Annotated in this window: 23 protein-coding genes; 6 read left to right on the top strand and 17 right to left on the bottom strand. The window is 41.6% G+C overall.

Annotated features, from left to right (window positions below):
* Positions 1-121: 121 nt before the first annotated feature.
* The gene (locus AACX68_RS18075; protein WP_228858181.1) at positions 122-523 is read right to left on the bottom strand and encodes a hypothetical protein; all 402 of its coding nucleotides are present in this window, start codon (positions 521-523) and stop codon (positions 122-124) included.
* A complete protein-coding gene (locus AACX68_RS18070; RefSeq protein ID WP_228858180.1) occupies positions 502-1,869 on the bottom strand; it encodes an MFS transporter in 1,368 nt (455 codons plus the stop codon). The genes AACX68_RS18075 and AACX68_RS18070 overlap by 22 nt, the downstream gene beginning before the upstream one ends.
* Before the next feature lie 90 nt (positions 1,870-1,959).
* On the opposite strand from AACX68_RS18070, the gene AACX68_RS18065 reads away from it, so the two are divergent.
* From AACX68_RS18065 to AACX68_RS18055, 3 genes are all read left to right on the top strand, one after another.
* Positions 1,960-2,853, top strand: coding sequence for a LysR family transcriptional regulator (locus tag AACX68_RS18065; protein ID WP_228858179.1), 894 nt, complete (start codon positions 1,960-1,962; stop codon positions 2,851-2,853).
* A gap of 102 nt (positions 2,854-2,955) precedes the next feature.
* Entirely contained in the window at positions 2,956-3,183 is a 228-nt protein-coding gene (locus tag AACX68_RS18060) for a ParD-like family protein (protein WP_228858178.1), read from the top strand.
* Positions 3,161-3,487 (top strand): type II toxin-antitoxin system RelE/ParE family toxin, encoded by a 327-nt coding sequence (locus AACX68_RS18055; RefSeq protein WP_228858177.1) that lies wholly within the window; start codon positions 3,161-3,163, stop codon positions 3,485-3,487. Before AACX68_RS18060 ends, AACX68_RS18055 begins: the two co-directional genes overlap by 23 nt.
* 145 nt (positions 3,488-3,632) lie before the next feature.
* On the opposite strand, the gene AACX68_RS18050 is transcribed toward AACX68_RS18055, so the two are convergent.
* Positions 3,633-4,859 carry an NAD(P)/FAD-dependent oxidoreductase gene (locus AACX68_RS18050; protein WP_228858176.1) on the bottom strand — a complete coding sequence of 409 codons (1,227 nt, stop codon included), beginning with the start codon at positions 4,857-4,859 and terminating at the stop codon, positions 3,633-3,635.
* Positions 4,860-5,180: 321 nt separating this feature from the next.
* On the opposite strand from AACX68_RS18050, the gene pitA reads away from it, so the two are divergent.
* On the top strand, positions 5,181-6,671 hold the full coding sequence (gene pitA / locus AACX68_RS18045) for an inorganic phosphate transporter PitA (protein ID WP_099111019.1): 1,491 nt from the start codon (positions 5,181-5,183) through the stop codon (positions 6,669-6,671).
* Positions 6,672-6,768: 97 nt separating this feature from the next.
* Here pitA and uspB read toward each other — a convergent pair whose 3' ends face one another.
* The gene (gene uspB / locus AACX68_RS18040) at positions 6,769-7,101 is read right to left on the bottom strand and encodes a universal stress protein UspB (protein WP_099111018.1); all 333 of its coding nucleotides are present in this window, start codon (positions 7,099-7,101) and stop codon (positions 6,769-6,771) included.
* Between the two features lie 337 nt (positions 7,102-7,438).
* Here uspB and uspA point away from each other — a divergent pair, with 337 nt between their 5' ends.
* Together uspA and gdhA are read left to right on the top strand one after the other, a co-directional pair.
* Positions 7,439-7,870, top strand: coding sequence for a universal stress protein UspA (gene uspA / locus AACX68_RS18035; protein WP_099120419.1), 432 nt, complete (start codon positions 7,439-7,441; stop codon positions 7,868-7,870).
* 267 nt (positions 7,871-8,137) lie between these two features.
* Complete coding sequence (gene gdhA / locus AACX68_RS18030; protein WP_228858175.1) at positions 8,138-9,481, top strand: NADP-specific glutamate dehydrogenase; 1,344 nt, start codon at positions 8,138-8,140, stop codon at positions 9,479-9,481.
* A gap of 71 nt (positions 9,482-9,552) precedes the next feature.
* On the opposite strand, the gene AACX68_RS18025 is transcribed toward gdhA, so the two are convergent.
* From AACX68_RS18025 to AACX68_RS17965, 13 genes are all read right to left on the bottom strand, one after another.
* Complete coding sequence (locus AACX68_RS18025; protein ID WP_228858174.1) at positions 9,553-10,443, bottom strand: lipase family protein; 891 nt, start codon at positions 10,441-10,443, stop codon at positions 9,553-9,555.
* Between the two features lie 509 nt (positions 10,444-10,952).
* Entirely contained in the window at positions 10,953-13,118 is a 2,166-nt protein-coding gene (locus AACX68_RS18020; RefSeq protein ID WP_228858173.1) for a peptidase domain-containing ABC transporter, read from the bottom strand.
* Complete coding sequence (locus AACX68_RS18015; protein WP_228858172.1) at positions 13,090-14,355, bottom strand: HlyD family secretion protein; 1,266 nt, start codon at positions 14,353-14,355, stop codon at positions 13,090-13,092. The genes AACX68_RS18020 and AACX68_RS18015 overlap by 29 nt, the downstream gene beginning before the upstream one ends.
* On the bottom strand, positions 14,336-15,250 hold the full coding sequence (locus AACX68_RS18010; RefSeq protein ID WP_228858171.1) for a hypothetical protein: 915 nt from the start codon (positions 15,248-15,250) through the stop codon (positions 14,336-14,338). The genes AACX68_RS18015 and AACX68_RS18010 overlap by 20 nt, the downstream gene beginning before the upstream one ends.
* Positions 15,247-16,446 carry a cyclophane-forming radical SAM/SPASM peptide maturase XyeB gene (xyeB, locus tag AACX68_RS18005; protein ID WP_228858170.1) on the bottom strand — a complete coding sequence of 400 codons (1,200 nt, stop codon included), beginning with the start codon at positions 16,444-16,446 and terminating at the stop codon, positions 15,247-15,249. The genes AACX68_RS18010 and xyeB overlap by 4 nt, the downstream gene beginning before the upstream one ends.
* 63 nt (positions 16,447-16,509) lie before the next feature.
* Positions 16,510-16,665 (bottom strand): XyeA family cyclophane-containing RiPP triceptide, encoded by a 156-nt coding sequence (gene xyeA, locus AACX68_RS18000; RefSeq protein WP_099111011.1) that lies wholly within the window; start codon positions 16,663-16,665, stop codon positions 16,510-16,512.
* Positions 16,666-16,873: 208 nt separating this feature from the next.
* Positions 16,874-17,617 carry a 16S rRNA (guanine(1516)-N(2))-methyltransferase RsmJ gene (rsmJ, locus tag AACX68_RS17995; protein WP_228858169.1) on the bottom strand — a complete coding sequence of 248 codons (744 nt, stop codon included), beginning with the start codon at positions 17,615-17,617 and terminating at the stop codon, positions 16,874-16,876.
* Positions 17,618-17,634: 17 nt separating this feature from the next.
* Positions 17,635-19,677, bottom strand: coding sequence for an oligopeptidase A (prlC, locus tag AACX68_RS17990; RefSeq protein ID WP_228858168.1), 2,043 nt, complete (start codon positions 19,675-19,677; stop codon positions 17,635-17,637).
* A 116-nt stretch (positions 19,678-19,793) separates the two neighbouring features.
* A complete protein-coding gene (locus tag AACX68_RS17985) occupies positions 19,794-20,069 on the bottom strand; it encodes a helix-turn-helix domain-containing protein (RefSeq protein ID WP_228858167.1) in 276 nt (91 codons plus the stop codon).
* Between the two features lie 270 nt (positions 20,070-20,339).
* Complete coding sequence (gene prlC / locus AACX68_RS17980; RefSeq protein WP_228858166.1) at positions 20,340-22,382, bottom strand: oligopeptidase A; 2,043 nt, start codon at positions 22,380-22,382, stop codon at positions 20,340-20,342.
* Between the two features lie 273 nt (positions 22,383-22,655).
* Complete coding sequence (locus tag AACX68_RS17975) at positions 22,656-22,982, bottom strand: lysozyme inhibitor LprI family protein (RefSeq protein ID WP_228858165.1); 327 nt, start codon at positions 22,980-22,982, stop codon at positions 22,656-22,658.
* Positions 22,982-23,461, bottom strand: coding sequence for a hypothetical protein (locus tag AACX68_RS17970; protein WP_228858164.1), 480 nt, complete (start codon positions 23,459-23,461; stop codon positions 22,982-22,984). The genes AACX68_RS17975 and AACX68_RS17970 overlap by 1 nt, the downstream gene beginning before the upstream one ends.
* 151 nt (positions 23,462-23,612) lie before the next feature.
* On the bottom strand, positions 23,613-24,292 hold a 680-nt coding region (locus tag AACX68_RS17965), incomplete at its 5' end, for a hypothetical protein (RefSeq protein ID WP_228858163.1).

Below are 24,292 nucleotides of genomic sequence, written 5' to 3'. Positions count from 1 at the left end.
GGTTCTCATTAAATAATAATAAAAGATAAAAGTAGAATATATACTCTCCGGACTTCAAGTTGCAGCGCATAAAGCTGCAACTTGAAAGGCATAAGTATGGCTTACTGATGTTGATTTACTTTTATTCCTCAATGGCTGTTTCGTGCAGATAGCGCCAGTAGGGTTGCCCCGCATGAATATCTATAATGACGGTGGACCAGCGAACCAGCGTAGTTCCTGCATTATGTTGAGTTTCGCGATAGCGACATATCACGCTTTCTGTAGTTTCCGCTAATGTTTCACAGGCATCGATAACAATGCGTAGTTGAGGCCGGGTGCCTATATTGTGACGAAACAGGTTTTCTACTTCAGTCAGACCGATGCTTTGGCCTTTCATTGTTATCATCCTGAAATCAGCGGGAAAACTGCCCAGTAGTTTCTTCAGCGCGGATGGATGACCTTCCCGGCCAGTAAATACCTCTTCTATCCATTGAGGAAGCTCGATTAGGCTGCGGTGAGCAATTAATTCTTTTTCTGATTGCATACGGACTCCGTTTTTTGACTGAGTTGGATGAGCTTTAGCAGGGGAAGTAGTCCTAACCCGGCGGCAATAAGGAATGTGAAATGGTAAGCAGATGTCGTGGTAGTTTGCTGTTGTAGCAGATTAAAGAGCAGTGTAAAAACCGCAGCACCGATGCTGAATGACATCTGGCGATTGAGGTTCCAGACAGTGCTGGCGCGTGCCAGATGTTCCCCTTCAAAATCCAGCATCGCAGTGGTCTGAGCGGTATTGGCTGAAATACCTCCGCCAATTCCCATCAGCAAGTAAGCAGAAACAAGCAAGAATAACTCATGTTCCGCCCCGACCAGTGTCAGCAAGACGATCCCCCCGGCATGCAGTATCAGGCCAGTACAGAATAGTCGGGCAGCGCCAATGTGATTATAGAGATGACCGCAAGCTACCATCGCACAGAATGATCCACCCGCGAACAATATCATCAAAAGTCCGGTTTCACTGGCAGTCCAGCCAATCACCTGCTGGAGAAAGAAAATATTGAGTAGATTCACACCGGTAAATATGCCCGGTACAGCATAGTAAACTAAGACAGAGAAGAGCATACGGTTATTGCGCAATACATTCAGGTCGAGAATTGGGTGTTCTATGCTGCGAGTATGTCTGACGTAGAGCAGGCTAAATAAAATGCCAATTCCGGCTAAGATGAGGGGAAACCACGGGCTGCTAGAACCCGCATACAGTGACATGCCAAACAGCAGCGCAGTAAGTGCAAGACTCACCAATAATAGCCCTATGAGATCCGGTCGGCGGGCGGTGGTCTTTTCTTCTTTGATCCACAATATTGCCAGTAATGCCGTGATGAGACTGAAAGGAATATTACAGAGAAATACCCAGCGCCAGGAAAAGTGATCCACGATGACTCCGCCTGCACCGGGAGAAATAGCCGGTGCAATTAGTGCGACAGCCATAATCAGCGTCGATACTTTTGCGCGTTCATTTTTTTTAAACAGGCCAAAGGTGAGTGCCTGACCTACCGGGATCAGTAAGCCACCGCCTATCCCCTGAATAAATCGAAACAGGATCAATGACACAAAATCGTTGGATAGCCCTGATAGTAAAGCTCCTACAGAAAATATTGCCATGGAAGCTGCCATGGTTAATCTGGCACCCAGATGACTGGCAAACCAGGTGCTTAGTGGAATAATGAGCGTCAATCCCAGAATATAGCTGTTTGCTACCCAGGCCACGCTAGATTCAGAAATGTTGAGCTCGTGGGAAATATTAGGCAATGCAATCGCTGACATAAAAATATTTATGCAGTCAATGAAAAAGCCAGCTAAAAAAATAAAGGCAATACGATAACGATATGTCATTTTATCCTCCAGTTCGGAGTCTAATTTGGCTTGCTCGGTAGTGTCGATTAGATTAAATTGAACTCAGTGTTTACTAATATTTAACAATCTATGATTTTTAATCACTTAAAACGAATTCAAACGTTTCTTGCGGTAGTAGATTGTGGGTCATTCACTCTTGCTGCAAAACGGCTTTTCATTAGCAAAGCGATGGCGAGTATTCATGTGAAATCGTTGGAGGAAGTGCTGAATGTGCCGCTGCTTATTCGCAATACACGAGGCATCACTCTGACAGAAGCCGGTGAAGTCCTATATAAGGATTTTCGGGAAATATTTTCTAATATTCAGACATCTATTGAAAACATATCTGACATTCATCGTTCTTTATCCGGAACTTTGAGTATTACATCCACTGCGGAATTTGGTGCGCAATTTTTACTGCCCTTAATTGGTGAGTTTTGCAAACTTCATCCAAATTTAGGCATCAGTTATTACGCTGATTCATCATTGAATGATTTAATTTCAGAACGGTTTGATCTGGCAATTCGCTTAGGAACTTTACGTGACTCGACTTTAAGAAGCAGAAAACTGGGTAATTACGCCATTGTTATGGTGACCTCATCAGAGTGGTTAAAAAACAACCCCGTGAAATCCCTTGATGATTTAAATGCTGTGCAGTGGATTGCTAACAGTAACTTACAGACACCAACACAATGGACTTTACGCAACGATAAAAAGGAAGAGTTCGAATTTCGTGCTATGGCCCGGTTTCATTCTAATTCAGCCTCAGCTATTAAGGCGATGGTGTGTTCCGGACTCGGTGTAGCCATTCTGCCGGAGTGGATGGTGAAAGAGGAAATTGCGAAAGGGGAGCTGATCCAGTTGTTTCCCGACTATACATTGCCCAAACAGGACATCACGATTGTGTTTGCCGGTGATCATCGTATTCGCCTCAAATGCCGCGTTTTTATTGATTATCTGATACAGAATTTACGTATTTTATAACACTAGCTTTGGTGGGCATTTATCCGCCAAAAAATTGCAAATTGCGACAAATTGTCGTATTCTGACAGTGCAAGTTAAAAATTCATAAAACTGGAGGTCATCATGGCCATTAGCGTTAGGTTGGATGATGAATTTGTGGATGATGTTAGGATTCATGCTGAAGCATCAAACAGAAGCGTTCCAAAGCAAATAGAGCATTGGGCTAAAATTGGGCGAATTGCCGAGGATAATCCAGATTTAACTTATTCATTTATCCATGAAATTTTACTGGCTCAAAAAGAAGTAGAGCATGGGAGAATAAGTAAATATGTTAGAAGAACAAAAAAATGAGATTGAGGTTTACGAAACAAGGCGTTTTTCTAAAGCGTTAAGTAAACTACCAGAACAGAGTTTGTATCTTGTAGAAGATGAAATTGAAAAAATAATTAAAAACCCCAAAATAGGTGAAAATAAAAAAGGTGATCTTGATTTTTTAAGAGTGCATAAGTTTTCACTAAACAATCAATTGATTATGCTCGGATATCATTGGAAAGAAAATAAATTAGAGTTATATCTACTTGATATCGGGACTCATGAGAATTTTTATCAGGAACAAAAGCAGCACAGAAAATCAGATCTTAAAATTATAAAATGATTTTTTACAATCAAAAATCTCATCGAAAATAATATGTTTTTTTCTTTATCAGTTCGCCCATGTTGGTAACCAGAGTACTCGACCATTAATAAGTTGAAGTGGGATCATGGTCCCACTTTTTTAGATAACAAAGTTCATTGAATTACTAGCAGGTAGTTTGACGCCTAGTGTGATTTATTTCCACAGCCACCAGCGCCTGCGCACAGGCCCAGGCTGAACTCCATGCCCATTGGAAGTTATACCCGCCAAGCCAGCCGGTAACGTCGACAACTTCACCGATAAAATACAATCCCTTCACCTTATGGGACTCCATTGTCTTCGATGACAGCTCATTAGTGTCTACTCCACCAAGAGTCACCTCTGCGGTGCGGTATCCCTCAGTACCATTTGGCTGCACCTGCCAGCATTGCAGGATAGTGACCAGATCTTTTTTCTGTGCGGAATTAAGCTGTTTCAGAGAGAGTTCTGGTAGCTGACCAAGAGATTGCAGGCACTCCACCAGACGTTTTGGCAACAGTTTGGCAAGGGTATTTTTCAGGCTTTGGTTAGGGTGGGATTCACGTTCCTGAGTTAAGAAGTCATCCAAGTCGATATTCGGAAGTAAGTTAATACTCACATATTCACCGGGCTGCCAATAGCTGGAGATCTGTAAAATAGCGGGGCCGGAAAGTCCGCGGTGAGTAAACAGGATATTTTCCCTGAACACCGTTCCGTCCTGTGCGGTAACAACAGAAGGAACCGCCACACCGGAGAGAGTTTGAAGCTGTTCCAGCAATGGTTTGTGTAGGGTAAAAGGAACTAAGGCGGCACGAGTTGGCAGGATATTAAGACCGAATTGTTCTGCAATGCGATAACCGAAAGGAGAGGCACCTAAACCGGGCATAGATAATCCGCCAGAAGCCACTACAAGTGAGTGCGCGCTTACTTTTTTCCCTGATGCAGTAATTTCGAACTCTTGCTCATTTTTCTCGATCTGAGTGACTTCACTATGTAAGCGAATCGTAACCTGACCCGCTTCACACTCTTTCAAAAGCAGGTCGGTAATCTGCTGAGCCGAATCATCACAAAAAAGCTGTCCTAACGTTTTTTCATGGTAGGCAATACCATGACGTTGCACCAAGTCAATAAAATCCCATTGTGTGTAGCGAGCAAGTGCTGACTTACAAAAGTGCGGATTGGCTGAAAGGAAGGCTGCGGGTTCGGCATACATATTGGTAAAATTACAGCGTCCGCCCCCGGACATTAAAATTTTACGGCCTGCTTTTTTACCATTATCCAGTACCAGAACACTTAGCCCTGACTGGCCGGCCTGTGCTGCGCAAAACAAGCCAGCCGCGCCAGCACCGATAATTACTACATCAAATTTTTCCATTCGTTTGCTATCTCTATACTTGCAGAATAACTTTCTTGCCGGATTATTTTTCAGGAAATACACTTCATTGTGGAGGGACTATCTGCGAAATGCAGAGAAAAATAAGTACTTGGTTGAACTTTTATTATGGCAGGTCATTTTTCATCAAAAAAATATAAAAAGATAAAAATCCCATAATTTTTTGATTTTTATGAGAAAAGTAAATCATTCGCTGCCGGTTTATTGTCATTAAATCAAAAAAAGGTCATATTTCTCTTTTCCCGCCAGCGTTTGTCACTGATAATGCGCCGCGTTCATGTCCTACTAACTGGCTTAACGTTTATGCTACATCTGTTTACTGGCCTGGATTTTTATACCGGCCTTATGTTAGTACTTGCTCTGTTGTTTGTGCTTTTTTATGAAGCCATCAATGGGTTTCATGATACCGCAAATGCAGTAGCAACTGTTATTTATACCCGCGCTATGCGCTCGCAATTTGCTGTTGTCATGGCAGGGGTTTTTAACTTTTTTGGTGTTCTACTTGGTGGATTAAGTGTCGCTTATGCGATTGTTCATCTATTACCTACAGATCTCCTACTGAATGTCAGCTCAAGCCATGGTTTGGCGATGGTCTTTTCCATGCTGCTGGCGGCAATTATCTGGAATCTGGGCACATGGTATTTCGGGATCCCGGCATCCAGCTCTCATACGTTGATTGGTTCTATTATCGGGATTGGCCTGACCAATGCGATAGTGACCAGCTCTTCTGTTGTTGATGCGCTGAATATTCCGAAGATGATACAGATTTTTATGTCCTTGATTCTGTCTCCTATGATTGGTTTGGTGATCGCGGGAGCGATGGTCTTTTTACTGCGCCGTTACTGGAGTGGTACTAAAAAGCGCCGTCGTATCCACATGACTCCGGCTGAACGTGAAAAACAGGATGGTAAACGTAAACCACCATTCTGGACACGAACAGCTCTGATCCTTTCTGCTGTTGGTGTGAGTTTTTCTCATGGCGCCAATGATGGCCAGAAAGGGATTGGTCTGATCATGCTGGTACTGATTGGTGTCGCGCCTGCTGGCTTTGTTGTGAATATGAACTCAACAAGCTATGACATTGCCCGTACCCATGATGCTGTTGTGCATTTGCAGCAGTATTATGAGCATCATGAACCTGCGCTTACCCATGCAATTGAGCTGACTCCGGCCATCTCTCCGGTTGAAGATCAACTGGATATGAATTTCCACTGTGATAATTCACGGGCACTCGATGTGCTGAATACTACGGAAACGATGCTGGGAAGTATTCAGAACTATAGTGAGCTGAATCCGGATCAACGTAACAGCATGCGTCGCATGTTGATGTGTATTGCTGATACAGCAAGTGCTGTGGCTAAATTGCCAGAAACCAGCATGGAAGATGCCCGTTTCCTGCATAAATTGCGTAAAGATCTGCTGAATACCGTTGAATATGCACCAATGTGGATAATCATCGCGGTGGCGCTGGCACTGTCTCTGGGCACAATGGTTGGCTGGAAACGTGTTGCTGTCACTATTGGTGAAAAAATCGGTAAAAAAGGCATGACTTATGCTCAGGGGGTTTCCGCTCAGGTGACTGCCGCAGTATCGATTGGAGTTGCTAGTTATACGGGGATGCCGGTATCGACGACACAGGTTCTTTCTTCTGCGGTCGCAGGTACAATGCTGGTTGATGGTGGTGGTGTTCAAAGTAAGACTATCAAAAATATCATGCTGGCGTGGGTACTGACATTGCCGATTTCAATCGCCCTGTCAGGCTGCCTGTATTGGATTGCTCTGCAATTGATCTAAGCTTAAGTTATTTAAAAAGGGTTGGCAGCGATATCAGCAGCTCAACCCTTTTTATTGCCACTTTTTATTTTCAACTCGCTTTCCCTCTCTGTTGTTATCAGACTATCGCTATTCCTACCAGACACAGTAAGACTATCCCACATAACACTTTCGTCAATATAAACTGCTTACGCAGCCTTTCGCAGAAAAAGATGACATCATCATTGTGATGGTTGAGATAGCCTTGTGTGTTAATGTAGCGTACCAGCCGCATTTGTTTACTGAATTGACCATTACCAGTAAAAAAACCATTCCCATCAATAGCTTGATACAGCATCGGATCTGCCTGACGCAGAATAAATAATAAAGCCCGTAGTGAAGAAATGTAACGTAATATATTGATAATACAGATAATGCAAATTGCCCAGAAGAATGCAAGCATACTGAACATATTCCCCCTCCTTAGAGTGGCAACGGGATATTGTGTATGGATTAAGAATTTATCTGAAAAGGTAGCAATGTAAATAGTCACAGTATTAAATTTTAGGAGGAAATGGCTTATTAGAAAAGCCAAATGATATTGAAAAATGGCCTCAGTATCAGAGATAAAATATTGAATACAGTTATGGTATTGAAAGCAGATATCTTTTCTTTCAACTGGTTAACTAAATAAAGTAACAAGTTGTGATCACGACGACACTCAAAAGAGGCGTCAAGCAGTTATAGTATAAGTATAAAATCATGGCGTTTAATGCCGCCAATCCATTTTATGGAAGGAGTTCACTTATATGGCTTATAAACATATTCTTGTAGCAGTTGATCTATCTCCAGAAAGCAGGGTCTTGGTGGATAAAGCGGTTTCTTTGGCAAGGCCATACAATGCTAAGGTTTCCTTGATCCATGTTGATGTAAATTACTCTGATTTATACACCGGCCTGATAGATGTCAATCTTGGTGATATGCAGGCACGTATCGCAGATGAAACCCGTAACTCCCTGAAAGAGTTGTCAGAGAATTCAAGCTATGAAATTCAGGAAACGCTGAGTGGTAGCGGCGATTTAGGGCAAGTGCTTGTTGATGCGATTAAGCAATATGATATGGATCTTGTTGTCTGTGGTCATCATCAGGATTTTTGGAGCAAGCTGATGTCCTCAGCTCGTCAGCTCATTAACACAGTCCATGTTGATATGCTTATCGTTCCGTTACGTGACGAAGATTAATATTCTGCTGAAAACTTATTCTATGGAATCGCCTGCTTATTGCAGGCGATTTTTTTGCTTCCGCAAAGGATAAGGTGCTTTAAAAAGCTTTTTATTCAGAAATTATAAAATTTATTTTCAACAAAATTAATAAAAATAGTTATTGAAATTCAATCATAAAATAGTGGTATATTCAGAAAGCAAACCGTAATTACCTCACATTTTCGACAAAAAATAACAAAGGAAATGGGGAGGGCATCACATCTGAATGTATAAAGGAAGCTATAAATGAATGTACCATCATCTTTAGTCTCATTTCTTGAATCTGTTCAGTATCACAATCCACATCAACCAGAATATTTACAGGCAGTAAGAGAAGTATTGACCTCTCTCTGGCCTTTTCTTGAGCGGAATCCGCAGTATCGTGAACAGGGGTTATTAGAGCGTTTGGTTGAACCAGAAAGAGTCATTCAATTCCGCGTCAGCTGGGTTGATGATCAGGGAAAGATTCAGGTAAACCGCGCATGGCGGGTACAGTTCAATTCGGCCATCGGGCCATTTAAAGGAGGGATGCGTTTTCACCCTTCCGTTAACCTCTCTATTCTGAAGTTTCTGGGTTTTGAGCAAACATTAAAAAATGCGCTGACAACATTACCAATGGGCGGTGGAAAAGGTGGTTCTGATTTCGATCCTAAAGGGAAAAGTCAGGGTGAGATTATGCGGTTCTGTCAGGCATTAATGACTGAGTTGTATCGCCATCTGGGGCCTGATACTGATGTTCCTGCCGGAGATATCGGGGTTGGTGGCCGGGAAGTGGCGTTTATGGCCGGGATGATGAAAAAGTTATCCAACAACACGGCCTGTGTTTTCACAGGTAAAGAGCTTTCTTTTGGTGGCAGTCTGATCCGCCCGGAAGCGACGGGTTATGGTCTGGTTTATTTCATTCATGCGATGCTGAAACGTCATGGTATGGCGCTGGATGGTATGCGGGTATCGGTTTCGGGGGCAGGAAATGTCGCTCAATATACCATCGAAAAATGTCTGGAACTGGGGGCTAAAGTGGTGACGGTATCCGATTCCGGCGGTACTGTTCTGGATGATGAAGGGTTCACTCCAGAGAAACTGGCTCATCTGGAAGAGATTAAAAATAAACGTTATGGGCGTGTTGAGGATTATGCCAAAGAACGTGGGCTGACTTTCCTTGAGGGGCAAAACCCGTGGTCAGTGCCTGTAGATATTGCTCTGCCTTGCGCGACACAGAATGAGCTGCATCTGGAAGATGCGAAAATACTGATTCAGAATGGTGTGAAATTGGTAGCAGAAGGAGCCAACATGCCGGCAACTATCGCAGCTACTGATGCTTTCCTTGAAGCAGGTGTTCTGTTTGCGCCGGGTAAGGCCGCCAATGCGGGAGGTGTAGCCACTTCCGGCCTGGAAATGTCGCAGAATGCGATACGCCAGAACTGGAAAGCAGAAAAAGTGGATATCCGCTTACATCACATCATGCTCGATATTCACCAATCCTGTGTGGAATATGGTGGAGAAGGCAAACAGATCAACTATGTACAGGGTGCGAACATAGCGGGCTTTGTGAAAGTGGCTGATGCCATGCTGGCGCAAGGGATTTTGTAATTCAGTGAGCTTACCAGTAAACAATAAATGATTTTTGATGAATAAACCCCATGCTGAATGGGGCTTATTTTTCAAGCGTCCAGTGTTACTTGCAGACAATCATTCCATGTTTGCTTATCTTCTGGATAATCTCCATCAAGCACTTCGAAAAATTTGTATTTATTTAATAAAGCAAGATAAGTGAGTATAGCATGTTTGCAACCTATGGAATCCTTTACTATTACATCGTCTCTTGGCTGTAGTTCATAAACAGTTGGAAGTTGATAAGAGTTAGGTGGTAATGAAGGAATGATATCTTCTACATAATTAATAACGATATTATCACGAAAGTGTTGATTAACATATGTTACAAATTCATAATTTCCTACATTTGGACTGGCAAATAAGCAAGATCTGCAATTAGGTGCTTTATCATAAATATCCCTCATAAGATAAGTCCCCATTGCAGCACCAAGGCTATGACCGGAGATAGTACAATAACCATTTATTCCGATAAATTGTGTGATGGCATCTGCTAGTGGGAGGCTCTGATAATTAATCCCCGTTGTGTTATCAGGAACAATAAGAAACAAAGATTTATACATTAAATAGAATCCATCAAAAACTGATTGCTCAGGTGTATCAGGCCAAGGTTGTATATATTGTACATCAAGGTCATTTATTATTTCTGCAAAATTCTTGGTTCCGCGGAGAGCAATAACATATTCTCCGGGATTCGTTACTCTTTCTGCCAGATATCCAAAGTTAACTTTTTCCTCCAAAATCATTAATTCTCTTTTATTTGTTTTGGTATTCATGAACGTAGAGTAATCATTACAGGAAATATAGCATTTAAGTTTCCAGCCATCTTTTTCTATGCGTGGATCAGGTGGCGGGGTAATGTTATACGGATCCTGACTATACATTGCTGCTGCATATAGATCTAATGCAGCGAAATAATCGCGATAGTTTATGGTAAACATATCTACTTCCCCTTTATTTAGTTTTATAAAAAATTAAGTGGGTAATATAAATTATATTTCAAATTTTAAAATTTTCCTGAAATTAGTAAGTGTTTTTATTTTATTTATCTATTAATTTATTATTGTTTGGATTGATATTGATCGGTTTTTTTGGGTGGGTTTAATATAATTGTCTAATTAGAAAATTATATTAAAAAATAAATTTCATTATTAATGTATTAATTTAATTTGAATTCTGTTTAAGCTGTCGATACTTCGTCAATTCTTTATCCAGAATTCAAAGTGATGATTAAGATATAAAGTTAACTAATCTTTTGGCGAATATACCCTTCGTCTTTCAAGTTGCCTCTTTGTTGGCTTTGCTCGCTCACCCCGGTCACCGTTTTTATAAACATACGGTTATCTATGCTCCCGGGGATGATTTCCCTTGCCGCCGCGATGCATCTTGAAATTCATTGGGTATAAACCCCATGTTGAATGGGGCTTATTTTTTTGAATCTCAAGTACAATCAGAATAAAACAGTGCCGGCTCTGGAAAATTCCGTAAAAGTTTTGTCTTTTAGATTGTATATTCTATCTGCGGCGGCAATCGTTTCAGGCCGATGTGCTACAAAAATGCGTGTAATGGGCATCTGTTTTATAGCGTTATTGATTTTTCGTTCATTAAATACATCGAGGTCACTCGTTGCTTCATCAAGAAAAAGGATCCGCGGGCGCTTATAAAGAGCTCGGGCCAGAGATACGCGCTGCTTTTGTCCTCCTGAAAGAATACTTCCCATATCACCTATCATTGTTTCGTACTGCATTGGCATAGCTATAATTTCGTTATGTATTGCTGCTGCTTTGGCACACTCATACATCCATTCAAGATCGGGCTGAGGATCAAAAGAGGAAATATTATCCATCAGAGAGGCCGCAAAAAGTTTGTCTTCCTGCATCACAAATGCAGTATGTCGCCGATATTCGTCAATACCAATCTGTCGTATGCTGGTTCCATCAATCAATACACCTCCTGATTGGGGAATGGCTAAGCCCGCCATTATTCTGAGAAGAGTGGATTTACCACAACCCGACGGCCCGATAATTGCGATGTTCTCACCTGCATTAATTTCCAGATTGATATCTTTAAAAATAAAGGGTTCAGCTTCACCGTAACGATAGGAGAGATTATTTAGCGTTATCCGACCTTCTACAGCCTCCAGCGGAACTAAGTTTTTTGAATACCAAGCGTCCTCCGTTTCTGCGGTTGCAACGTCCGTTAGGCGATCTGAATGTATTGATATAAGGCGAAAATTAAAAAGTGAATTGATCACTTTAATAGAGCGGGTAAGGAACATATCAGCGTAGAGCATAAAAGCAAACAGAGTCCCTGTTGTTATTATTCCATGTTCCATTAGCTCGCCACCAAAAAACAAAATTGTTGCTGATGAGAGCCCGGTGAGAAACCCTGACAGGGTTTGGTTTATAAGATCTATCTTGAATAAATGAGCTCTGGCATTAGCTGTGTTAATAACTTTATTAAGCCATGTCATACGCCGATTTTCTGTCAGGGAAAAGACTTTGACACATGCCACATTTCTTACTGTTTCAAGGAAATGTGATGACTGTAATGCTTCATTGTGAATAGCCTCAACACGGGCACTTTTGTATGTGTTATAGAGGGCAAGTTTCACGCTGAGATAAATAAAGATAATGAGCAGGGAATTAAGAGCCAGAAGCGCGCTGTAACAAAACATTAGTGTTATCAGTGTTAGTAGAATGAGTACATCAAGCAAGGAAGTCAGCATTTCTGCGGTGAAGGCTTCTTTAATTTCATTGAGTGATGTCAGCCGGGACGCTATATCTCCTACATGACGCTTTTCAAAGAATGTTAACGGAAGGCTCAGCAACTGATTGAAAAAGCCTATACTCCACTGTATTCCCAAAGAATAGCGCATCGCCATCAGGGTCCAGGCCCGGATAATGCTGAGTGCAGAGCGGAGAATAAGTAGAAAAATAACGCCAATAACAATCAGATTCAGCATTTCGAAGTCACTGGATCGCAAAACAATATCAATAATAAATTGAGAACTGAGGGGAATTGAGAGAGCTAGCCCTTCAATAAAAAGTGATATCAGAATGATTTTTAGCAGCGTGATTTTAAGGTTAGCTACACCCCGGAACATATCTGTGATAGTGATACTTTCACTCACTTTTTCCTTTTTAAAATCAGACCGTGGCCATACTTCCAGAACTATTCCCGTGAATTTATTTGACAATTCTTTTAGGGAAATGATTTTTTTCCCTAAGGCAGGATCATGGATGACGGCGTTTTTCTTTGTGATTTTTTTTAGCACGACGAAATGATTAAAGGACCAGTGCAGAATACATGGAAGCCTGACGTTTCTGAGTTCTTCGAGATCAAGGCGTATGGCTCTGGCATTCATATTTATTCTATCTGCTACTGTGATGAGTTGTCTTAATGACATGCCGTTGTTTGATACATCGAAAATTTTCCTCATGCTGTAAACATCCGTTTCCCGTTCGTGCCAGCTTGCAATCATGGCTAAACAGGCTAATCCGCACTCGGTCACCTCCGTTTGCATGATTACAGGTAGTTTTTTAGTGAAAAACTCGAAAAAGCTACTGATTTTATATTGTGTATCCTTATTGTGTGTTGTCACATATTCTTTCATATACCCTCTTCACTGGCATAAAGAGCCATTCGTAATTCTTTCTGGTTCTTACATATATCTCTGTCTCTACTTTCATACCCGGCAGAAGAGAGAGTGATTTTTGTTGTTCTGTCATAACTGGCCGTACCGTTATGCGGAAAAGTGCTTTACCTTCACTATTGGTCTGAGTTGATGGGGGAATATTGACGGGGGCTTCTGAGATTGTATCGATGACTCCTGCAACCTTTCCATACCACTGATATGGATACGCTGCTATCCTCATCTTTACCTGTTGTCCATCAGCCACTTCGCCGAGAGAATCGGATGAAGAAAGTAGTTCAATTTTTGGCCTTGCAGCCAGAGGAACGATGACGGCGACTTGCTGGCCTGCTTTTACTCTCTCACCTTTATGGGCTGTCACACTGGTTATCTTTCCATTAAATGGTGCGACAATCAGATATTCTCTTTGCCTTTCTATATTCAGAATCTTTTGTTTTATGCCTGCGATTTCAGCTGTAATTAATTTTTTTGCTGAATCCGACTCCCTGTCAGTGGCTGATATTTTATTTTTCAAATCCAGCAACTCTCCTTGCAGGGTAATTATTTTTACCCTTGCAGACGAGAGATTTACTATGGCTGAATAATAATCCTTCTTCCTGTCAATAAATTCAGAATCACGTGCAAGGCCTTTTTTACGTAACTGCTCATATAAGCCGGATTTTTTTTCGAACCATTTCCTCTGTTCTTCCGAATTTTTTATCAGGATATTTAAACCATTTATTTCCTGTTCTTTATTTTTTATTCTCTCAATAAAGTAAGTTTTATTTTCATCAGCTTCGGTGGTGATAATATTCATTTTTTTCAACAGAATATTCTGTTGTTTTTTCAAACTCTCTTCTATTTCAAATTTGGTAGCACCGAGATTAGTTTCAGTTTCATCACTCACAGAAAAAATAACTTCACCTTGCTTAATGAGTTTCTTTTCTGAAGCGACTGAATTAATAATTATGCCATTGCTTTGCGCAATGAGTGACACAGCCGGAGGATCATAAATGACATTACCGGTGGCATTAACTCTTTCGCTATAAGAGCCGAATATGATGATTGAAACAATAAAAGCAACAGTCAGCATGCCTGTCAGAATACAAATGGAGAGGCTGGATGGAATATCCAGATAAGATACGCCAAGCCATCCCTCCTGTTTATGTTGCAGAGCTTCGGCACGATAGATGGAGTTTTCATGCTTTTCTGTGCTCATCGGAAAAAAAGACCCTTTTATTTTTAAAATCTATGATTAATTTTCGGTTTCGGAGAAAACTGTTTCCGATAAGGCCATCAACTTTTTCCATATGCTGAAAATGTCCGTCAACAATTACAGCCCCGAACTGTTCTGCTTTTCCGGTTACTGATTTAACTGTAAGCATTGCGGCTTCACATCCTTTATTATCCATTTCCGGATTAACCATGAGGCAACTTGTTGGCGTATAGGTTTTAAGTCTTTCACGCCATATCATAGATACGGTGGCACCGGTATCCAGGATCAGGTGGTATTTATGACCAGATAGCTCGACATCAAAAACCATTCCACTGGAAGATCTCTGGAAAGGAAGTTCTTTAAACCCTTTTGGTGGCTTGTTTTTATCGGTAACGCTATTTGTTATTGTGAGTGAATTAGAGATGTAATCTAATATTATCTGTTTATCTTTGAAAGCATCAAGACCCACAACAGGTTTATCGGGTAAATTTCCTTTTTTGTAAACTAGCAGTCCCCACGGTTTAAATGGAGTAATGCTCACGTTTTTAAATTCTATATTGTTTACGTTTAAGGAGCTGACTGAATATTTTATATTTTTCTGAACCTTACCGGTTAAATCTGTACTGTAATAAATACTTTCTTTTTTGAGTCCTTTAATTTTCTTTATCTGAGATTCGTAAAGATAAAACCCCATAGAAGAGCCTGTATCAATCATTGCATATACTGGTTGTCCATCAATAATAAATGTTGAATAGGGAACGGAATATTTATCAAAGTTCAGCTTTAGAGTTATAGGTTTTTCTAAATTATCAATGGAATTATTAGCGACGGAATTATTTGATAAAATGGCTAAGGCAAAAAATGACAGAATAGATAACCAAGAGTTAAATCTTATCATTGTTGGAATTCGCTATTTTTATTTTGGATATTTTCTATTATTGTTTCTTCACTAACACCAGCCTCAATCAGGTGTGATGCAGCGCGACTGAGAAAAACCCGCATGGATGGACAGAAAACGGTTTTATTATGAAAGCGATTGGTTGGTGAAAAACGGTTAACCAGACGACCACCATGACAGATTTTACTCCATATACAGTCATTGCAATCTTCAGGTAATTCGCTATTCAGTGAAGAATATTCTTTAGCATTAGTTGATTCGAGCACGCTTGAGAGAGTTAATTCTCTGACATGACCAATGGGATTAAATATTTTATCTGAGGTTGATCGCAGGGTGTCATCAATACGTAGCAGACCATCAGACGTTACAGTGAAAGCATAAACCGATTCAACATTGGCACTTATGCCTATAACACGGTGAAACTGGCTATTAAGCATTGTACCGAGGTATGTGTTAAAGATCCTGACAAAAATATTTGGTTGACCGTCAGCAAACCAAGCGTCAAGCGCCTCATTGAGGAATCGGCCAATACCCTCGGCGTCAGTGCTATCAGCATGTTGATCATCAGGTATGAGGAAATCGAAACGCTGGCATTTGAGCTCTTTTGAGAAGTGATGATAAATTTCTCCTCCATTTGCGTTAGCATTTGCCACAGAGAGAATTCCTGGTTCTGCCGGAATACGTCCTTGTGCCCACGCATTTTGCAGCATACGTAAGCCATTAACTGTTCCTTCGTAAGTGCTTTTTCCTTTTCGATCTAATCGGTGCCTATCATTAATGTGTTTTGGTCCGTCTATAGATATGCTTGCATGAACCTGATGTTTTTCAAAAAGAGCAATCCATTCATCATCAATCAGAATACCATTGGTCTGTAATGCCAGAACTAGCTGAGAATTACCATAGTTACCCTCGCGGAGAATCTCACACATTTGATTGAAACGTTCTTTTTTCATCATCAGTGGTTCGCCACCGTGAAAATCGACCTGAATCACCTCAATATGGTTTTCTATTACAGAGCGTTCAAAGAATCCTCTCAGTGCCGCTATATTATCAAGAGATATAATTGGAGCACTGTCAGCAGCCAATGTATTTCCCATATTAAATACATAGCAGTAAGTACAATTAATATTGCATCGTTCACTGACTTTTAGAATTATTTCAAGATGTTTAATCTTCTCATTTTTTATTAGCGCCATCGTCACATCTCCATGAATAAAATAGGAGAGATAAACGCATCTCTCCTATTTGTTTTAGGCTTATTATAGAGACTTGCTCCAATTTCCAAAGGCATTCACCCAGCCACCGGAAACTGTATCTAATAGACTATCAACGAGTTCTTTTCGCTGAGTTTTATTTTTATCTGAATTGATTATTTGAGATTTATTTTCTGCTATTTCACGTTGTAATTTGCTCATGGTATCTCCTTATTTTTCAAATGAGATGTCATATCTAAACGAGTGATGACTTCCGGAGTATAGAGTTAGTTATTTATACGAATGCTAAACAACAGTCATAACGATTGATATACAGTTTTGTTACTTGTTTTAAATATCACTGTTACGTATTTATTTTTCAGGTATGAATACCTGAAAAATAAATATATTTAATGAGGGCGGTGTGTCATCAACAAGGATAAATATCAAACCGATGATTTTTGGTAGTGATAGCTGCGGATGCTTTAATTCCGGCCATTGGTTCGGCGTAATCAGGCCGTTTCACTACAACACGGCGCTTTGCCAGAGCGCGGGCTGGTTCTAACAGCGCATCAGCATCTTCATCAGCACCCACGAGAGACTGGAATACACGCATTTCTTTTTTGACCAGAGCACTTTTTTGTCGATGCGGATACATCGGGTCAAGATAAACCACATCCGGTTGCGGAGTGATATCTGTCAAGGCGGTAATACTTGAAGCGTGGATTAAGGTCATGCGTTCCTTCAGCCATCCACCGATTTCTTCATCCTGATAACCACGTTGTAGCCCGTCATCCAGCAATGCTGCGACGACCGGATTGCGCTCCAGCATTCTGACATGGCAACCGATTGAGGCCAGAACAAAAGCATCCCTTCCTAGCCCTGCTGTGGCATCAACAACTGTGGGTAAATAATCTTTCTTGATGCCGACTGCTTTCGCAACGGCTTCACCGCGCCCGCCACCAAAGCGGCGGCGATGCGCCATTGTTCCGGTCACGAAATCAACATAAATTCCGCCCAGCTTCGGCTCATCGCGTTTACGCAATTCCAGCCGTTCGGGGGTCAGAACCAAGGCCATAACGGAATCTTCATCGTGTACCAGATCCCAGCGTTCCGCCAAATGAGATAAGGCGCTGCTATCAGCGCCCTGTTCGCAAATCAAACAAATTTTCACGCGAGTTTCCACACAAATTATCCCGTGATCCCAGCGCTTTTCAGCATGGCATCCAGTTTGGGTTCGCGGCCACGGAAGCGGACGAACAGCGTCATTGGATCTTCAGAACCGCCACGGGACAGGATATTGTCGAGGAATGACTGACCGGTTGTACGGTTGAAAATACCTTCCTCAGAGAAACGGGAGTAGGAATCTGCTGCCAGTACGTCAGCCCACAAATAGCTGTAATAGCCTGCGGCATAACCACCATTAAAAATATGGCTGAAAGAGTTAGGGAAACGGTTCCATTCTGGTGATGGTACAACAGAAACCTGTTCTTTCACGGAGTACAGCGTTGGCAGTATTTGAGCGCCTTTTTCCGGATCATATTCAGCATGCAGGCGGAAATCGAACAGACCAAACTCCAGCTGACGCAGGATAAACATCGCGGACTGATAATTCTTCGCTGCCAGCATGTTATCCAGCATTTCCTGTGGCAGAGGCTCATTCGTCTCGTAGTGACCGGAGATAAACGCCAGTGCTTCCGGCTCCCAGCACCAGTTTTCCATAAACTGACTTGGTTGTTCTACCGCATCCCACGGAACACCGTTAATGCCGGCAACATCCAGTGTTTCGATTTCAGTCAGCATATGGTGCAGGCCGTGACCAAATTCATGGAACAGCGTTATCACTTCATCGTGAGTAAACAGAGCCGGTTTGTCACCCACTGGTTTATTGAAATTACAGGTCAGGTAAGCAACTGGTTTTTGCAATTCGCCGGAAGCAAAACGCATTCTGCCAGCACAGTCATCCATCCATGCCCCGCCACGCTTATGCTCACGGGCATAGAGATCCAGATAGAAGCTACCGCGCAGTTCTCCTTTTTCATCATACAGTTCGAAGAAACGAACATCAGAATGCCAGGTTTCTACATCGTTGCGCTCTTTGGCGGTGATGCCATAAATGCGGCGAACAACTTCGAACAACCCTTCAACGGCACGTTGTTCAGGGAAATAAGGGCGCAGTTGCTCATCATCAATGGAAAAATGATGCTGTTTCTGTTTTTCGCTATAGTAGGTCACATCCCAGGCTTCCAGCTTATCAACACCGTAATGTGAACGGGCAAAGTTTGTCAGTTCTTCCAGCTCTTTCTTGCCCTGACCATGCGCACGGTTAGCCAGATCATTCAGGAAATCGAGTACCTGCTGAGGATTTTTTGCCATTTTGGTGGCAAGGGATTTTTCTGCATAGCTTGCGAAACCCAGCAATTGAGCGAGTTCATGACGTAATGCCAGCATTTCCGCCATAATCGCGTTATTGTCCCATTTCCCGGCATCTGGTCCTTGATCGGATGCTCGAGTCGTGTAGGCGTAATACATTTCCTGACGCAGTTCACGGTTATCAGCATAAGCCATGACAGGAAGATAGCTTGGCATATTCAGCGTCAGTAACCAGCCTTCCTTCTCTTTGGCTTCTGCGGCGGCTTTGGCAGCAGCTTTGGCACTTTCAGGTAAACCAGCCAGATCGTTTTCATCGGTAATGAGTTTCGTCCAGCCCATCGTGGCATCCAGTACGTTATTGCCGAACTGGGAACCCAGCTCTGACATACGGGCTGCAATTTCACCGTAGCGTTTCTGTTTTTCTTCCGGTAAACCAATGCCGGATAACTCAAAATCGCGCAGAGTATCTTCGATAGACTTGCGTTGTGGCTGGGACAGTGAATTAAAAATTTCACTCTCTTTTAGTGACTTATAAGCCTGATATAGACCTTTATGCTGCCCAAGCCAGGTACTGAATTCGGAGAGCAGAGGCAGGCTTTGTTCATAGGCTTCACGAAGCTCTGGGCTATTTTTGACAGAATTCAGGTGCCCGACTGGCGACCACATACGGGAAAGTTTATCTTGCTCTTCAGAAAGCGGCTGGCACAGACTATCCCAGGTAAAAGCGGAGTTCTCAGTTAAAATTTTCTCAATAACCTGACGGTAGTTTGCCAGCGTTTCTTTTACGGCAGGAACGACATGTTCAGGTTTAATGTCAGCGAACTTAGGCAATACTGAAGATGTCAGTAACGGGTTAGTCATAATGAGCGCCTTATCTTTGTATAGGGGTATAAGCTGTTCTCAGCCTGATATCCCATTATGGGGTATTGAGGATAGATGGGGATAAAATAGCGTGAGTTCAATGCCTGATGTTATGGCTACTGCATTTTCAGTACCTCAGCAATGGTGGTTGGTTCACGCGGACGTTCTTTGGTGAGTTCATGCAGGGGATGCAGTCCGTCCACTGCTTCCAATAACATGAGGAATTGTCGTAATGAAATATTACCGGTACGCTCAAATTTTCTGATAGTGCTATACGGTACGCCGGAACGGCTGGCTAACTCTTCAACAGATGATTTTTGTTGTTTCCGTTGCCGCTTGATAAAATCTTTTAATTCATGTTGCACATCATAGGCGGTGTAGAGAGAAAACATACGAATACCTCTATTGCTATTTTTGCTACTATTGTAGCAAAAATATGGATTATTTCGTATTTTTTGTCACAATAGTAACATTTTATTGATGAAGTCAATTCGACCTGTTTTTGGTTACAACACAGGTAAAATAGTCATCATAAAAAAAGCCAGCAGATGACTGTACTGGCTCATTGATAATAGTGATCTGAATATAGGGTGTGGATCATATTTATTCATAACTGAAATAAGGCACTATTATCAGTGCCTTATTATTGATTAAACAAATAATTATCCGGTAATGCCTAGCCTTTTCAGCAGTGCATCCAGTTTTGGTTCGCGACCACGGAAGCGGATAAACAGTGTCAGAGGGTCTTCTGAACCACCGCGTCCCAGATAATCATCAAGGAATGACTGACCAGTTGTGCGGTTGAAAATACCTTCTTCAGAGAAGCGTGAATAAGCATCTGCTGCCAGTACATCAGCCCACATATAGCTGTAATAGCCCGCTGCATAGCCACCGTTAAAGATATGGCTGAAAGAGTTCGGGAAGCGTTCCCAGTCTGATGACGGAACGACGGAAACATGTTCTTTCACTGACTCCAGTATTGGCAGGATCTGATCCTCTTCTTCCGGGTCATATTCAACATGTAAACGGAAATCAAACAGACCAAACTCCAACTGACGCAGCATCTTCATGGCCGCCTGATAATTTTTCGCTTCCAGCATATTATCCAGCATTTCTTTCGGCAGAGGTGCATTTGTCTCGTAATGACCTGAGATAAATTCCAGTGCTTCCGCTTCCCAACACCAGTTCTCCATAATCTGGCTCGGACATTCTACGGTATCCCACGGTACGCCGTTAGTACCGGCAACATCCAGAGTTTCAATCGTAGTCAGCAGTGTTTGCAGGCCGTGTCCAAATTCGTGGAACAGCGTTGAAACTTCAGAATGTGTAAACAGCGCGGGTTTACCGCCTGCAGGCCCACTGAAGTTACAGTTAATGAAAGCAACGGGTTTCTGCAACTCGCCGGAAGCAAGGCGCATTCTGTCAACATAACTGCTTTGCCATGCTCCGCCATTTTTACCTGCGCGGGCATAGAGGTCCATATAGAAACTACCAAGCAGTTCCCCTTTATCATTATAAAGCTCAAAGAAACGGACATCAGAATTCCAGGTTTCTACATCGTTGCGCTCTTTGGTGGTGATGCCATAAATGCGGCGAACAACTTCGAACAGCCCTTCAATGGCGCGTTTTTCCGGGAAGTAAGCACGCAGTTGCTCTTCATCAAAAGAGAAATCGTGCTGTTTTTGTTTTTCGCTGTAATACCTTACATCCCAGCTTTCCAGCTCATCAACACAGTAGTGGGATTGGGCAAACTCGCAAAGTTCTTCCATCTCCCTTTCACCCTGTCCATGGGCACGGTCAACCAGACCGTTTAAGAAATCGAGCACTTCTTTTGTTGTCTTTGCCATTTTGGGTGCGAGAGAATTTTCAGCGTAGTTTTTAAAACCTAACAGCAGAGCAAGTTCATGACGCAGCGCGAGAATTTCTTCCATAATCGGGTTATTGTCCCACTTACAGGCATTCATACCCTGATCAGAAGCACGGGTCATATAAGCGGTATAGACTTCTTCACGCAGTTCACAGTCATCGGCATAGTTCATCACTGCACTGTAGACTGGCGGATCCAGCGTCAGTAACCAGCCTTTTAAGTCTTTCGCTTTAGCGGCAGCTTTGGCTGAACTTTTTATGTTTTCAGGTAAACCAGACAGATCGCAGACATCGGTGACGAGCTTTGTCCATCCCATTGTGGCATCCAGCACATTGTTGCCGAAGCGGGCGCTCAGCTCAGACAAGCGAGCCGTGATTTCACCGTAGCGTTTTTGTTTCTCTTCCGGTAATGCAATGCCGGATAGAGTGAAATCAAGCAGCTTATCTTCTACAGCCTTACGCTGTGGCTGAGACAGTTTTTCAAACTCAGGACTTTCTTTCAGTGATTTATAAGCCTGATATAGCCCTTTGTGTTGACCCATCCAGGTCGAGAACTCAGAATTCATTGGCAGGCATTGTTCATAAGCCACCCGGAATTCCGGTGTATTTTTGACGGAATTGAGATGAGATACAGGAGACCAGACGCGCTCAAACTGATTCCTTGCCTCAGAGATTGGCTGACATAAATTATCCCAGGTAAATTGACTATTTTCGTTCACCACTTTCTCAATGACCTGACGATATTTAGCCAGTATTTCTTTCACCGCGGGCACAACATGTTCTGCTTTAATAGAAGCGAATTTTGGTAGTCCAGAAAAATCTAATAATGGATTAGTCATAATGAGCACCTTATTAGTATTAGTGTAATTGGGTAATACCGATGTCCCAAGGAGTTGTTGTTGAAAGACGGGAATAAGATATCGTGAGTTAAATTTAAAAGCCGCATTTTTCTTTGAATAATAATGCTCTTTTTATATCAGTGATCTGCGAAGTGATGTTATAAGAATAAAAAATAAAATTAAATGACAGAATAAATTAAGTGGCAGGGGAAATAAAAAGCCAGCAAATTTAAATGCTGGCTTAATAAAAAGTTTTAAATAATAAATTTGATTTTAGATAGGTTTCTCTATTGAGTTATAAAGCGTATCCAATTGGTTAATTCGTTGGCGATAACTATTAGTCAGGCAGGATATATTAGCTCCACATTGCTGACGCTGTTTCAGCCATGCCTGCTGGCTATTATACATCTCTCCTGATACACCCATTGCAAATAATCCGTGTAGGAAGTGATACTTCACACTCATCTCTACATCCAAATCATTCAGCTTCTGGCTGGCACAAATTGCCTTTTCATCAGGGGCTTTGGCTTTTGCACAATCAAAGCTGGCTGCGAGGCTGATTGGCGACAGCAGGAATAATAAAAACAGCACATACCGCATTATTTTTCCTTATCCGGAGGAACGACAGGCCCCGGCCCCATTGGTAATTTGGGTACTTTAGCGTCTTCATAATTGAAGGATTGTGGTTTACCGGTTGCATCGAGTTTGCAGGAGAACTGAATATTTTTCCAGCCATTATCGGTCCGATACATACCAGCCCCGACTAATTCTGAGGAACTCACTAATTTGATGCTATCTGGTGATACATCACCAAGGAAAACTTTATCGGCATCTTTGTGAAGTTGTTGAATAATCGGTAAAGCAAAAGGACGGCAAATAAATTCAGCGATTTTTTTAGCATCTGACCACTTATTTATATCTTTTAGGGCTGATTTATCGATAACTTGTTTATCAATTTGTTGTTGAAGGTATTTTTGCTGATTCTGAGATAATTGAAATGTGGGGGATTCGGCTTGTATGGCAGAAGAGAAAACCAGACAACTGATACCAAGACAGGTTAAATATTTTGCATAACACATAGCAAGATACTCCGACGAATAGGTAATCGGAATAAGTATGGCACAGGTTTTCAGGCTGTGCCATCATCGTTTTGTGTTCATCATCGTCGAGTTTAGATATATAGAATGTGCTAACTCAATTCTATATAAATTATCTTAATTCATATATAAATCATTCGGTTATAACCAGATCGTTTACAGACGAATCATGACTGATATAACCATCACGACAATTTGACTCACTATCATCACAAACAAAGTTAACCGGAACCTGACAGTTTGTCCCCGGTGTTGGATAAAAATAAGTTCTCCATCCATCTTCCATATCGATATAGTCAGTCAGCAATTTTACATTACAATATTTTTGTTCTCCGTTTGGTGCATCATATTCAATATTCCATGTCACCCATTTAGCTGATGCATTGCAATTATGAAATATATTATCATCATCTTCTAAATTGAAATGTTTTTCCTCATAACGAGATAAAGTAAACTCATCTTTTGGCCCGGCACCATACATACATTCATATTGATCACGTTTAATTTTAACTACAGCAGTCTTACTGGCATTTAACATGTACATGTTATAATATGCAGAATATACAGATGGTTTACCTGTGTGCTTTCTCATCACTTTTTTGTGAGTATATAAAAATGTATTGTCTTTGGTTAATGAACAGCCTGCAATAAGCATTATGCTTAAATATAGAATATATGAGATATATTTTTTTAATGATTTCATTTTTATTTCCTTTTTATTATTTGTGTCGTATTTTAAAATCACACTTTCGGCGAGATTATTAATATGGTGAAAAAATCCACCAACAAAATTGTAATTTTTAAAATAAATAC

It is taken from the genome of Xenorhabdus sp. PB61.4, assembly GCF_963894935.1.
Taxonomy (GTDB): Bacteria; Pseudomonadota; Gammaproteobacteria; order Enterobacterales; family Enterobacteriaceae; genus Xenorhabdus; species Xenorhabdus stockiae.
The sequence above is the reverse complement of the archived record's forward strand: the minus strand, read 5'-3'. Positions and strand labels throughout refer to the sequence as shown.

What these genes read in the sequence shown, in the direction of transcription:
- AACX68_RS18075 (WP_228858181.1), bottom strand. Translation starts at nt 523, where the DNA reads ATGCAATCAGAAAAAGAATTAATTGCTCACCGCAGCCTAATCGAGCTT.
- AACX68_RS18070 (WP_228858180.1), bottom strand. Translation starts at nt 1,869, where the DNA reads ATGACATATCGTTATCGTATTGCCTTTATTTTTTTAGCTGGCTTTTTC.
- AACX68_RS18065 (WP_228858179.1), top strand. Translation starts at nt 1,960, where the DNA reads ATGATTTTTAATCACTTAAAACGAATTCAAACGTTTCTTGCGGTAGTA.
- AACX68_RS18060 (WP_228858178.1), top strand. Translation starts at nt 2,956, where the DNA reads ATGGCCATTAGCGTTAGGTTGGATGATGAATTTGTGGATGATGTTAGG.
- AACX68_RS18055 (WP_228858177.1), top strand. Translation starts at nt 3,161, where the DNA reads ATGTTAGAAGAACAAAAAAATGAGATTGAGGTTTACGAAACAAGGCGT.
- AACX68_RS18050 (WP_228858176.1), bottom strand. Translation starts at nt 4,859, where the DNA reads ATGGAAAAATTTGATGTAGTAATTATCGGTGCTGGCGCGGCTGGCTTG.
- pitA (WP_099111019.1), top strand. Translation starts at nt 5,181, where the DNA reads ATGCTACATCTGTTTACTGGCCTGGATTTTTATACCGGCCTTATGTTA.
- uspB (WP_099111018.1), bottom strand. Translation starts at nt 7,101, where the DNA reads ATGTTCAGTATGCTTGCATTCTTCTGGGCAATTTGCATTATCTGTATT.
- uspA (WP_099120419.1), top strand. Translation starts at nt 7,439, where the DNA reads ATGGCTTATAAACATATTCTTGTAGCAGTTGATCTATCTCCAGAAAGC.
- gdhA (WP_228858175.1), top strand. Translation starts at nt 8,138, where the DNA reads ATGAATGTACCATCATCTTTAGTCTCATTTCTTGAATCTGTTCAGTAT.
- AACX68_RS18025 (WP_228858174.1), bottom strand. Translation starts at nt 10,443, where the DNA reads ATGTTTACCATAAACTATCGCGATTATTTCGCTGCATTAGATCTATAT.
- AACX68_RS18020 (WP_228858173.1), bottom strand. Translation starts at nt 13,118, where the DNA reads ATGAAAGAATATGTGACAACACACAATAAGGATACACAATATAAAATC.
- AACX68_RS18015 (WP_228858172.1), bottom strand. Translation starts at nt 14,355, where the DNA reads ATGAGCACAGAAAAGCATGAAAACTCCATCTATCGTGCCGAAGCTCTG.
- AACX68_RS18010 (WP_228858171.1), bottom strand. Translation starts at nt 15,250, where the DNA reads ATGATAAGATTTAACTCTTGGTTATCTATTCTGTCATTTTTTGCCTTA.
- xyeB (WP_228858170.1), bottom strand. Translation starts at nt 16,446, where the DNA reads ATGGCGCTAATAAAAAATGAGAAGATTAAACATCTTGAAATAATTCTA.
- xyeA (WP_099111011.1), bottom strand. Translation starts at nt 16,665, where the DNA reads ATGAGCAAATTACAACGTGAAATAGCAGAAAATAAATCTCAAATAATC.
- prlC (WP_228858168.1), bottom strand. Translation starts at nt 19,677, where the DNA reads ATGACTAACCCGTTACTGACATCTTCAGTATTGCCTAAGTTCGCTGAC.
- AACX68_RS17985 (WP_228858167.1), bottom strand. Translation starts at nt 20,069, where the DNA reads ATGTTTTCTCTCTACACCGCCTATGATGTGCAACATGAATTAAAAGAT.
- prlC (WP_228858166.1), bottom strand. Translation starts at nt 22,382, where the DNA reads ATGACTAATCCATTATTAGATTTTTCTGGACTACCAAAATTCGCTTCT.
- AACX68_RS17975 (WP_228858165.1), bottom strand. Translation starts at nt 22,982, where the DNA reads ATGCGGTATGTGCTGTTTTTATTATTCCTGCTGTCGCCAATCAGCCTC.
- AACX68_RS17970 (WP_228858164.1), bottom strand. Translation starts at nt 23,461, where the DNA reads ATGTGTTATGCAAAATATTTAACCTGTCTTGGTATCAGTTGTCTGGTT.